General features: G+C 66.3%; 4 protein-coding genes and 1 pseudogene. All 5 read right to left on the bottom strand.

What is annotated here, in order from left to right:
* Window positions 1-82: 82 nt before the first annotated feature.
* Entirely contained in the window at window positions 83-2,506 is a 2,424-nt protein-coding gene (locus LC490_RS10740) for a family 20 glycosylhydrolase (protein ID WP_223620181.1), read from the bottom strand.
* Between the two features lie 293 nt (window positions 2,507-2,799).
* Window positions 2,800-5,151, bottom strand: a pseudogene (locus LC490_RS10735) (GH92 family glycosyl hydrolase); the annotation flags it as partial.
* 204 nt (window positions 5,152-5,355) lie between these two features.
* A complete protein-coding gene (locus LC490_RS10730; RefSeq protein WP_031372271.1) occupies window positions 5,356-8,256 on the bottom strand; it encodes a TonB-dependent receptor in 2,901 nt (966 codons plus the stop codon).
* Between the two features lie 1,806 nt (window positions 8,257-10,062).
* Window positions 10,063-10,791, bottom strand: coding sequence for a copper homeostasis protein CutC (locus LC490_RS10725; RefSeq protein WP_031372346.1), 729 nt, complete (start codon window positions 10,789-10,791; stop codon window positions 10,063-10,065).
* A gap of 8 nt (window positions 10,792-10,799) precedes the next feature.
* Window positions 10,800-11,822, bottom strand: a complete 1,023-nt coding sequence (locus LC490_RS10720; protein ID WP_031372345.1) for a N(4)-(beta-N-acetylglucosaminyl)-L-asparaginase — start codon at window positions 11,820-11,822, stop codon at window positions 10,800-10,802.
* Window positions 11,823-12,216 lie beyond the last annotated feature (394 nt).

Raw genomic sequence — 12,216 nt, 5'->3', positions numbered from 1 at the left:
CTATTTGGATCGATCTAAAAAAAGGGCAAAAAAAATCCACCCGCACTTCGTCGAACTAGCGATGCGAACGGCGCGGCGCGCATCAATGCACCGCACCCTTCACATCGAGATCCTGCAGCGTCTGTCCCGGCGCGGCCCAACGCAAGCGCAGACTCTGCCCGCCGCCACGCTGGTACCAGGCCAGGCGCAGACGATGCCAGCCTCGGCGCAGCGGCAGCGAACCTTCCAGGGTCTGGTCGTAACTGTCGTTGCGGATGACCCGCTCGCCGTCGACGTACAAGGCCGAACGGTCGTCGCCCTGCAAGGCGAAGCGATACACGCCGTCGGCCGGCACTTCGATCAGTCCTTCGTACTGCAGACCGTAGCGGCTTTGCCGCGCATACGGCGCCAGGTCCAGAGAGGTCGCGACGCCCTGCTCGACCGGCGCGGCCGCGGCTTCGAACTCGTCGAGAGTGGAGAACTGGCCTTCGTACAGGCGATAGCTCAAACCCGCGCTCTTGCGCTTGGGCGGCGCCACCGCCCCGCGATAGCTGCGGTACTGCACCTGCGCGCTGTGCACGCCGCTGCGACGGCCGTTGCCGAGCACGGTGACGGTGCGCAAGCTGCGTACCTGGTCGAGCGGCACGCGCAGTTCGATCGGGCCTGCGTAAGCCGGCGAGGCATCGCTCGGCTCGCTGCCGTCGACGGTGTAGCGGATGGTCGCGCCCGGCACCGATGCGGTCAGCTCGAACACCTGCACGAATTCGTCGGGCGCGCCCTGGCCCTGTACCTGCGTCACGTCCTTCAGCCCGGCCGGCGCCGAGATGCGGTAGCCGACCTGTTCGCGGTCCAGACGCGGAAACTGCCCGCGCAAGCGCTGTTGGAAATCGGCGAAATCGCGGTCGCCCTGCGGCGTCCAGGCGACTTCGGCCAGGGCGAGCATGCGCGGGAACACCATGTACTCGACCATCGCCTCGGTCTTGAGGTACTCGCTCCAGACGTTACCCTGCACGCCGAGCACGTGCTTGGCCTGCGCGGCATCGAGTTCCTTCGGCACCGGGTCGTAACCGTAGACCTTGTCCAGGCTCAGCTCGCCGCCGAGGTTCCACTGCTCATGCCGCGCCGGGCCCTGGCCGTAGTCGAAATAGCAGCACTGCGTCGGGGTCATGATGACGTCGTGCCCCTGGCGCGCCGCGGCGATGCCGCCGGCTTCGCCGCGCCAGGACATCACCGTCGCGTCCGGCGCCAGGCCGCCTTCGAGGATCTCGTCCCAGCCGATGATGCGCTTGCCGCGCGAATGCAGGAACTTCTCCATGCGCTGGATGAAGTAGCTCTGCAACTCGTGTTCGTCCTTCAGGCCTTCGCGGCGGATCACAGCCTGCGCGACTTCGCTGCTCTGCCAACGCGTCTTCGGCGCTTCGTCGCCGCCGATGTGCAGGTAGGGCGCCGGGAACAGCGCCACCACTTCGTCGAGCACGTTCTCGAGGAACTTGAAGGTCTCTTCTTTCGGGCAATAGATGTCGTCGTACACGCCCCAGTTGCTGCCGACCTCGAACGGCCCCGGCGTGCAGGCCAGTTCCGGGTATGCGGCCAGCGCGGCCAACGAGTGGCCCGGCATCTCGATTTCCGGGATCACCATGATGTGGCGGGCCTTGGCGTAGGCCACGACCTCGCGCACTTCGTCCTGGGTGTAAAAACCGCCGTAAGGCTTGCCGTCGCCGACATAGGGATCGATGTTGCGGCCGAGCACGGTTTCCTTGCGCTGCGCGCCGATCTTGGTCAGCTTCGGATAGCGCTTGATCTCGATGCGCCAGCCCTGGTCCTCGGTCAGGTGCCAGTGAAACGTATTGAGCTTGTACTGCGCCATCAGGTCGACATAACGCTTGATGAAGGCGACCGGGTACATATGCCGACCGACGTCGAGGTGCATGCCGCGATAAACGAAGCGCGGCTGGTCCTCGATACTCAACGCGGGCAAGCGCAATGCTTGCGCGCTGCGCGCTGCCGGCAACAACTGGCGCAGCGATTGATAGCCGTAGAACAAACCCGCCGGCGGGCCGGACAGACGGATGCCGCGCGCGGTGATTTCCAGGGTGTAACGCTCTTTCGAGCGCGCATCGGCATGGGCGGCGACCGGCTCGGCGACCAACTGCACATAGCGGCTGGGGTCGGCCTCGCCCTTGTGCACGCGCGGCGCGCCGCTGCGCAACGGCAGGGTCAGGTCCTGGGTCGCGATCAGTTCGTCGCGCAGCAACTGGGCAATGGCGCGCGCTTCGGCGTTGTTGGCATAGAGCGTGGTCGTAGCGTCGAGAACGAACTCGCCCTCGCCGCGCAGCAGCTTCGCCGGCAGCGGCACCAGTTCGGGCGCGGCCAGCGCCGTGCCGGCATTGGCGGCGACCTTGCTCGCACCGGCCAGCGGAACCTCGTCGGCGTGCGCCAACGGCGCCAGGCCGATCGCCGCGCCGACCAGGCTCAGCATCGCCACGCGCAGTTTCGAACGTCCCATCTTCGCCAATGCGTCTTTCATCGAATCGGTTTCCTCGAACTGCTTCGAATCAACTGCCGCTTTGAGTTCCGCGCCCCCGGCCGAGGCTGGGATCGCGGATCTGCACTGCCATGCCGCCCTGAAGTTCGTCATCCCCGCGAAGGCGGGGATACAGAGACTTCAGAGCTATAACGCAGTAAGGCCCTGGATCCCCGCCTTCGCGGGGACGACGGTCTGGAAACGGACGAACCCAGGCCGGACTTCAGCGCCTCGACTTCACCCTCATGGCCTCGCCGCCATGACGTCATTACCGAAACTTCACCGCATCGAACCCATCACTGCGGCGACGCGCAGGCCGACTTCGGCAGCGCCTCCGCCTTCGTGCCCCAACCTGCGGTCGGCGGCGTCTTGTCGAGCGCAAAACGCAAAGTGCCGCCGTTGCGCAACTTCGCCCAATCCAGCCAGACCCGGTCCTGCGGCTTGCCGTCGAAGCTGGCCGACTGCACGTACTGCAGGCCGCGGCCGTCCGCGCCGGGCGCTTCGATCGTCAGGGTCTTGCCCTGCCCCAGGTCGAGCTCGACCTTTTCGAAACGCGGCGTGTGCAGCAGCAGTTCGCCGGTGCCGGGCACTGCCGGGTACAGGCCGATCGCGCTGAACAGATACCAGGCCGACATCGTGCCGAGGTCGTCGTTGCCGGTGACGCCGTTCGGCGCGTTGGTGAACAAGGCCTGCGCCGAGCGCAGCACCGCCGTGGTCTTCCACGGCTGGCCGATCAGCGTGTACATCCACGGGCTGTGCAGATCGGGCTCGTTATTCGGGTTGTAACGGTATTGGTTGTAATAGCTGTAAGGCCCGACCACCCACTGCTTGCGCGCCGCATTGAGCGGGTCGGCGACGAGTTGGTCGTAGGCGAAGAACGCATCCAGGCGCTTGCCGGTCTGCTCATTGCCGCCCATCGCCGCGACCAGGCCGGGCATATCCTGCTGCACCAGCCACTGGTACTGCCAGGCCGTGCCTTCGTGGAAGCCGTGGTGCGAACGTGGGCTGTAGCCGCCGTCGGCCTCGACGTAGAACTGGCCGTCGTCCAGGCGCGGACGCGGGAAGCCGCGGAAACCCAGCTCCGGATCGGCCGCCTCGGCGTCCCAGACCTTGCGCCAGTTGCGGCCGCGTTCGCGCAAGGTCGCTGCGTCGGCGCTTTGGCCGAGGGCGTCGGCCATCTGCGACAAGGAGCAATCGGCCAGTGCGTATTCCAGGGTCGAGGAACCACCGTGGTGCGGATCGACGTCCATGCTCTTGGCCGGGAAGGCACGGTCGTACTGGACGAAACCGCGCTCCAGATAGCTCGGATTGCCGGCGCGGCCGTTGCTGCGCACCAGCGCCGGCGGCGTGCCGTAGGCGTTCTCGCGCAAGGCCTTATAGGCCTGCTGCTCGCGGCCTTCGAGCGCGCCGAAACGCCACAGATCGACCATGAACGGCGTCGCCGGGTCGCCGGTCATGACGTTGCTGTCGTAGTTGGCGTAGCCCCAGCGCGGCAGCCAGCCGTTCTGTTCGTGGATCTTGAGCATGGAGTTGGCGATGTCGCGTGCACGCTGCGGACGCAGCATGGCCAGCAACTGGTTCTGCGAGCGATAGGTGTCCCACAGCGAGAAGTACTCGTAGTAGGTCCAGCCTTCGGCCTTGTGAATTTCGGTGTCGTAGCCGCGGTAACGGCCGTCGCTGTCGCTGCCGGTCAGCGGCTGCAGCAGCGAGTGGTACAGCGCGGTGTAGAACACGACGCGGTCGTCGGCGCTGCCGCCGCTGACCCGCACCGAGTCCAGTTCCTTACGCCAGCCGTCCTGCGCCTGCTTGCGCATCGCATCGAAGCTCAGCAGCTTGCCGTTCTTCATGCCTTCGTCGCGCAGGTTGCGGCGCGCACCTTCGGCATCGACGTGCGAGATCGCGCTGACCGCGCTGACCGCGCGGCCGTCCTTGGTATCGAAGGTGAACCAGGCGCCGTGCGGGCGCGTGTCGCCCTGCATGCTGGCGCGGCCGCCGGCGTGACCGCCGGTTTCGTCCCAGGTGCCGAAGCTGGCGAAGGGGCGGTCGAACTCCATGCGGTACCAGGTCGTGTATTGCTGGCCGCCGCAGAAGCTCTTGGTGACTATCTTGCCTTCGACGACGCGGTCGCCGATCACCTGCACGCTGCTGCCGACGACGAGATGACGCTCGTTGGCCTGGCCGGTGTTGACCAGGATCGTGCCCTGCTTGGCGCCGGCCGGAAAGGTGTAGCGCTCGGCCGCGGCGCGCGTCAGCGCGGTCGCCTCGGCGTCGATGGGGCCGGCAGCTTCGCCGGTCAGGCGCACCTTGTAATAGCCGGCCTGGCCGACTTCGCCGTCGTGGGTATAGCCGGATGCATAGGCCTTCTGATCGAAGGACTTGAATTCTTTGGTGTCGAAACGCTTGCCCGGGCCGATCTCGCCGGTGGTCGGCAGCACCGACAGCTGACCGCCCTGCTCCCAACAACCCGCGCCGGAGATGAAAGAGTGGCCGAAGCCGCGGATCTTCGGATCGTCGTAACGCCAGCCGCTGTAGTGATCGCCGATCGGGCTGATCTGGATCAGGCCGAACGGTGCGCTCGCGCCCGGAAAGGTGTTGCCGTCGTCCTTGCTACCGATGAAGGTGTTGACCTCGCTCGCCGGATCGCGGCTGGGCGTGGCGGCATGGGCATTCAGCACGCCGGCGAGCGCCAGGTTCAGTGCCGCGGCGATCGGCCAGGCCTTGCCGTCGAAAACCGAAACCAAACCGCGCCTGCGCCGTACCGGATTGCGAGTCATCGTTGCCTTGCCCTGCCTGTGGTGTGGGAGATTCCGTCGCGGCGGCGCGGTTGCGCCGCCGCGACGGGTTGGCCTGCCTTAGTTGAAGTCCAGCACGTACTCGATGGCGACCTCGCGGCCGACCGGGCTGAAGATGCGGTCGGCGATGAAGGCGAAGTCCTTCTTGTACGGATCCTTCTCTTCGTTGACTTCGTCGAAGATGTTGCTGACGTAGAAGTTGACCTTGGCCTTCTCGGTGATCTGATAGCCGGCGCTGAGGTTCCAGGTGATCGCCGGCCCGACGCGGCCGTAGTACTTCTTGGTCGCCTGGCCGAAGGTCGGGCTGGCCGAGTCGTTGTCGACGCAGTTGTCGGAGTTGGGCACGTAGCCGTCGGAGAACGGCAGGCAGCCGTTGAAGCGCACGCTCGGCACGCTGCCGACGCGGTCGGCGTAGACGGTCGCGTTCCACTTCTCGCGCTGCCAGTTGACGCTGCCGCGGAACTTGCTGCGCGGTTCGTCGTTGCGCTTGTCCTGCATCTCTTCGCTTGCGTCGGTGCGGGTTTCGAGCTTGAGCAGGTTGGTGTAGTTCAGGCCCAGGCTGAAATCGCCCCAACGCTCGGTGGTGAAGCGGTACTTCAACGACGCGTCCACGCCTTCGACGTTGCGCGCGGCGCGGTTGACCGGGCCGGTGCGGATATCGGTGACCTGGCCCAGCAGCGGGCCGGCGCCGTCCGGATCGGCGGCGCGGGTGACGCGGCCGATCTGCAGCTTGCAGCGGTCCGCGCTCGGAGCGCTGACGCGCGGCTCGCCGGTCGGGGTCTTGCCGGTCAGGCAGTAGGCCTCGTCGAGCAGCACGTCGTTGGCTCCGACGTCGTCGATTTCGTCTTCCAGTTCGATGCGCCAGTAGTCGGTCGACACCGACAGGCCGTCGGTGATGTCCCAGACGAAGCCGGCGGTCCAGGAATTACCGGTTTCGTAATTCAGGTTCGGCGTGCCCTGGCGCGCGATGTTCGCGTCCTCGACCTTGAAGCCGGCGTCCCAGGTGCAGTTGCCCTGCTGGCCCGCGCGCAGGCAGTTCAGGTAATCGGTCTGGTCGGCGACCGAGGTGCTCGGCGTGGCGTAGACGAAGTGCATGTCCGGCGCACGGAAGCTGGTCGCATAGGTGCCGCGCACCAACAGGTTGCTGAAGGGGCGCCATTCCAGGCCGGCGTTGTAGGTCGACGCGGCGTCGCCGGATACGGCGTCGTACTTGTCGTAACGGCCGGCCAGCGATGCGGTCAGCGACTCCAGCAGCGGAATCTTGAACTCGACGCCGGCGGCGTAGTGATTGCGCGTACCCGAACCCAGATCGAGATTGGCGGTCTGGTCGTACTTGCGGTTGTCGCCGATGGTGTTCGGATCCGGCGCCAGGCTATACCCCTGCTTGGCCGCTTCGAGCTGGGCGGCGAAGCCGATCGGGCCGGCCCAACCTTCGAACAGGTCGCCGCTGACGATGAAGTTGGCCGAGGTCAGCCAGGATTCGGCGCGGTTCTTACCGCGCGTGGTGATCGAGGCGTAGTCCTGCGGCGAGATCGGGTTCCACAACCGGTTCTGGTCGATGCGATCGCGATTGGCGCCGAGGAAGTAGCGGTCGGCTTCGGCCAGCAGCACGGTCGGGAACTTCTCGTCGACGGTGTATTCGGCGCGGCCGATGCTGAAGTCCCAGTCGAAACGATCGCCGAACTGGCCGCGCAGGCCGGCCGACAGATCCCAGGACAACTCGTCGGAGCGGGTGTAACCGCCCTTGGCGCCGCCGATTTCCTGCGGAGTGAAGCGCTTGACCAGGTCGAGATCGGCGTTGAGGCCGACGTCGTGGTAAGTGCCGCCCGAGCTCCATGCCGGCATGAAGGTCATGTTGGTGCCGCGCGAGCTCCACACACCAGCGGTGACCCAACCCTGCATGCCGTTGGCGAAATCGTAGTTGCCGTACACGTAACCGGAGCGATCGTCGCTGCCGTTGCGCAGGGTCCAGTGCTGGTAGGCCGTCTTCTGGCCGCACTGCCAGCCGGTGTTGCCGATGGTGTTGCTGTTGCGGTTATAGGTACGGCGGTTCTGCAGGAAGAACTCGGAACCGTACTGATCGCAGGCGCCGGCCGGCGGCATCATGCGCTGGCCGGTGCCGGCGTTGAACATGCGGATGCCGACCGACGGCAGCACGCCGACCTTGCGGTCCTGCGGATTGAGCGAGGTCGCCGGCGCATCGAATTCCGAGTCCATGAACTCGCGCTCGCTTGCCGGCAGCGCTTCGCGGTGGAACCACTGCAATGCGTAGGTCACGTTCCAGTTGTCGCCGCTGCGGCCGCCGGCCCAGGACAGGTCCATCGAATCGCGGCCGCCGCGGGTCGAGGTGCCGCCGCGGATCTTGACCTGGTCGCCCTGGAATTCCTTCTTGAGGATCACGTTGATCACGCCCGCGACCGCATCGGAGCCGTAGATCGCCGAGGCGCCGCTGGCGAGCACTTCGATGCGCTCGACGATCGCGGTCGGGATGTTGTTGAAGTTGGCGAAGTTGCTCTTGCCCTGGTACGGCAGCGGATAATCGACGACGCGACGGCCGTTGATCAGCAGCAGGCTGCGACCCGGGCCCATGTTGCGCAGGTTGAGCGGACTGGCGTTGACCGTGTGCTGGCCCCAGGCGATGTCGGACTCGACCGTGCCCATGGCTTCGGTCAGCGTGGTCAGCGCGTCGTAGACGGTGTTGAAACCTTCCTTCTCGATCTGCGCGGCGGTGATGGTGAAGACCGGCGCCGGTCCTTCGATCTCGCTGCGCTTGATGCGCGAGCCGGTGACGGTGATCTTGTCGATTTCGGTTGGCTTGTTCGCCCGGCTGCTCTCGTCGGCGCCCGCGCTGGCCTGGCCGGCCGGCGTCTCGGCGGACTGCGCCTGCGCCACGGCAGGCGCGAACAGGATCGACAACAAAGCACCGGTCAGTGCGCTGCGTCGCAGGGTGGAATGGCTCATCTTCGCGGTGCTCCCCAAGAAAAAGTGGACTGCAATGGCGACCGCTCCCTGGTCTCAAACGGCTTTTCTCTCGATCTAAGTAAACTGCCCGGATGGCCCCGAAAGACCGCCCCGGCATACCCAACCCCCAAATTGGATCGATCTAAATTAACCACAACCTGGGACCGCGTTGCATGACGCGGCGCAGCAATGAGGGTGTGCTAGGGAGACCGCGTACACAGTCGCCGCGACGAGCCGGTCGCCGATACGCCGGTAAGTGATTGTTTTGCCGAGTCTGGCGACAGCCGTGAAGGCCGCGCGGCCTCGGCCTGCCCGAATCGATTTTTGCGTGCCGGCCTGCCGAAGGCATCGCCGCCTGCGCGCGATGCGCGAACCGGGTCGGCCTGCCGAGCCCAGCCCCTGCCCCTCGTCCGCGATGCCTCGCTCTTGGGTAGGAGCGGCGCGAGCCGCGACCCGACCTCCGGCTTGCGGCGCTGCCCACGGTTCGCGGTCGCGGCTCACGCCGCTCCTACCCTTAGAACAAGGTCCGCCGCTGTGATTGCCCCGCTGTCCTCATGTAGGAGCGGCGTAAGCCGCGACCCGACCTCCAGTCTGCGACGCCAACCCCGATTCGCGCTCGCGGCTCACGCCGCTCCTACAGGGGGAAATCGTCGAGCGTGAGGAAGAGCCTGCTTTGGGGTAGGAGCGGCGTCCTGCTGGATTTCCTTCGATCACAAGCCGCGACCGCGTCGTTTCGATCTCGCGGCGTATCGCTCAAGCAATATCAAGATCAAACGCCAAAAGCTTCCGCCACTAAAGCGGCGGGTTACTTTCTTTTGTCATAAGCAACAAAAGAAAGTAACCAAAGAAAAATGCTTTTGTTTTGAATCACAGGCCCGCACGTTCGATGCCAACGCAGGGCTTTTTCATACGGGACATCCCTGTCCCGATGAAAAACGGCCCGCATCCTTGCGGGCCGCCCTCCGGGTCTTCCATTGCCTTCGCGAGTGCGGGACGACGCACAGCCACAACAAAAGCGAAAGCGAAAGCGAGTCAGGGCCAGGGCCAGGGCCAGGGCCAGGGCCAGGGCTAAGCAGAGCATAAGAAGGTGCCTGCCGTTGCCGTTGCCGTTGCCGTTGCCGTTGCCGTTGCCGTTGCCGTTGCCGTTGCCGTTGCCGTGAAGAGCTTGGCGCAGCGACGAGCTTGCGAGAACACCTGGAGACCCGGAGGGCGCCGCACAGGACGTGCGGCGTTTTTCGATAGGACAAGGATGTCCTATCGAAAAATCCCGGCGACAGCATCGCACTTGTGGCCTGTGCCCTTGCAGGGAAAGCCCTTTTCTTTGGTTACCTTTCTTTTGGGCTTAGCAAAAGAAAGTAACCCGGCCGCGTCAGCGGGCGGAAGCTTTAGATCTTGATGTTGCTTCATCGCTCTGCGGCAAGGAACGCACCAACCGCGAGTTGCGCGGTCGCGGCTCGCGCCGCTCCTACCCGGCAAGAGTTCGCGACTTCGATCGATAACACCGGCCGTGCAGCCTCTACCCATCCCTTGGTCGCGGCTTACGCCGCTCCTACACGGGGCCACGTCCAGTAGCGCCGAGAAACTGAGGTGGCGCGGTCGCGGCTCGCGCCGCTCCTACCCGGCGACAGTTCGCGACTTCGATCGATAACACCGGCCGTGCAGCCTCTACCCATCCCTTGGTCGCGGCTTACGCCGCTCCTACAGGGAGCTACGTCCAGTAGCGCCGAGAAATTGAAGTACCGCGGTCGCGGCTCGCGCCGTTCCTACCCTAGGAGCGCGATTCGCCCCCCCGAAGATCATGCACCACTAACCGAGCAAGGCGCGCACCAACTCTCGCACCCGCTGCTCATCGCTCTGCTCCCAATCCGCCGACAACCCCGCCAACGCCTCGTTGCGATAGCGCATCGCCGAGCGCTTCGGCATCTTGGCCGAGGCGTGCAGCTCGCCGACTGCCGCGCGCTGCGCGAGCGCGACGATGTTCTGCACGGTGACACCGGCACCGGCCATCAAGCCGATGCGCCCGGCCGCCTGCTCCACCAGCGCCGCGATACGGTCGGCGCCGTTCCAGGCGTCGGCAGCGCCGCCCGAGGTCAGGATCCGCTCGCAACCCAGAGCGATCGCCGCTTCCAACGCCCGGCCCTGGTCGCGCGCCGCATCGAAGGCGCGATGGAAAGTCACGCCGAGCGATCCGGCCGCTGCGATCAGCTCGCGGCAGGTCGCAGCATCGACCTCGCCGTCGGCGTCGAGCGCGCCGATCACTACCCCGTCGCAGCCGAGCCGCACGCAGGCCTCGACGTCGGCACGCATCACCGCAAGCTCGGAGTCGTCGTAGAGAAAGTCGCCGCCGCGCGGGCGGATCAGCACGTACAACGGAATGCGCAGACGCTCGCGGGCAACCGCCAGCGTGCCGTAGGACGGCGTGGTGCCGCCCTCGCCCAGGTTCTCGCACAGCTCGACCCGGTCGGCGCCGCCGGCTTGCGCGGCGAGTGCCGAGCCCAGCGAATTCGCCGAGATTTCCAGGCTGCGCCGGCTCATCGCGCCGCTCACGTCTGTTCGGTCGTGTAGACCGAACGCGAGTCGAGCAAGGCATCGCGTTTGCCGGCATCGCAAACCGCGTAGACGAAGCCGCGGTGCAGCGCGTGCGCGCCGACTTCGCCGTGCTTGTTGATCGCCAGGAAACAGACCTGCAAGGTCTTGCTCGCTTGCGGACGCTTGCGCACCAGGCGGTCGATCGCCTCGCGGCAGGCCTCGTCCGGGCTGCGGCCTTGCCGCATCAGCTCGACCACCAGGAAGCTCGCGGCGTTGCGCAGCATTTCCTCGCCCACGCCGGACGCGGTCGCGGCACCGACTTCGTTGTCGACGTAGAGCCCCGCACCGACGATGGGGCTGTCGCCGACCCGGCCGTGCAGTTTCCAGGCCATGCCGCTGGTGGTGCAGGCGCCGGCGAGCTTGCCGCTGGCGTCGATGGCGAGAATACCGAGGGTGTCGTGGTTGCTGCTGTCGCCGGGCTTGGCGGTGTCGAGACGCTCGGCGTTGATCTTCGGTTCGTACTTCGAGGTCTTGCGCCATTCCTGCCAGGCCGCGCGGGCCTTGTCGGTCAGCAGGGCCTGCTTCGGGAAGCCCTGCTCGATCGCGAACTGCTGCGCCCCGGCGCCGACCAGCAACACGTGCGGCGTGCGCTCCATGACCCGGCGCGCGACGCTGACCGGATGGGCGATATCTTCGAGCGCGGCGACCGCGCCGCAACGGCCGTCGCCGTCCATGATGCTGGCGTCCAGGGTCAGCACGCCGTCGCGGTCGGGGTTGCCGCAGCGGCCGACGGTGCTGTTGCACAAATCCGCTTCGGCCCAGCGTGCGCCCGCCTCGACCGCATCGAGCGCCGAGCCGCCGGCAGCGAGCACCGGCCAGGCGGCCTGGTTGGCGCCGACGCCGAAGTCCCAGGTCGACACCAGCTTCGCACCGGTACCGCCTCGCCCCGGGGCTTGCCCGGTGGCGGCGAATGCAGGCAAGGCAGCGGAAGTGGCGGCGAGCAACGAGCTGTGCAGGAAACGACGGCGGGAGGTCATGAGATGGATTCGAAACGGCGCGAAGCGCGGACCGCCGACACGCTAGTCGTCGCCGTCGGTGCGCGCAAGCGTGGACAGGCCGCGCGCAGCACGCCTGCGCAACCGACCGATACGGCCCGGGGCGGTGTCATGGCACCGGCTACCTCGCGCTTTCGACGAATTTCAACGCGTTTGCGCATCCTTGATGCAGGCGGCAGCCGCACGACGCGGGAGGGGGCCGGAACGGCCACGGCCTGGGCGCTCGCCCGGTTTGGCCGCCGTCCGCCATCGCTTACGTTCCCTAGCAGGTGGCCGCGGCTGCGGCCCGTCTCCCCCGTTTCGGCGTCGCACGCCCGCGCCGGAAGCCAAGCGACAAGGAAGATGTGTCATGCAACGGACTTCCGCAACGAAGCCG

Source organism: Lysobacter sp. ESA13C, from assembly GCF_019970005.1.
In the GTDB taxonomy this organism is placed as follows: domain Bacteria; phylum Pseudomonadota; class Gammaproteobacteria; order Xanthomonadales; family Xanthomonadaceae; genus Lysobacter; species Lysobacter antibioticus_B.
The sequence above is the reverse complement of the archived record's forward strand: the minus strand, read 5'-3'. Positions and strand labels throughout refer to the sequence as shown.

What these genes read in the sequence shown, in the direction of transcription:
- LC490_RS10740 (WP_223620181.1), bottom strand. Translation starts at nt 2,506, where the DNA reads ATGAAAGACGCATTGGCGAAGATGGGACGTTCGAAACTGCGCGTGGCG.
- LC490_RS10730 (WP_031372271.1), bottom strand. Translation starts at nt 8,256, where the DNA reads ATGAGCCATTCCACCCTGCGACGCAGCGCACTGACCGGTGCTTTGTTG.
- LC490_RS10725 (WP_031372346.1), bottom strand. Translation starts at nt 10,791, where the DNA reads ATGAGCCGGCGCAGCCTGGAAATCTCGGCGAATTCGCTGGGCTCGGCA.
- LC490_RS10720 (WP_031372345.1), bottom strand. Translation starts at nt 11,822, where the DNA reads ATGACCTCCCGCCGTCGTTTCCTGCACAGCTCGTTGCTCGCCGCCACT.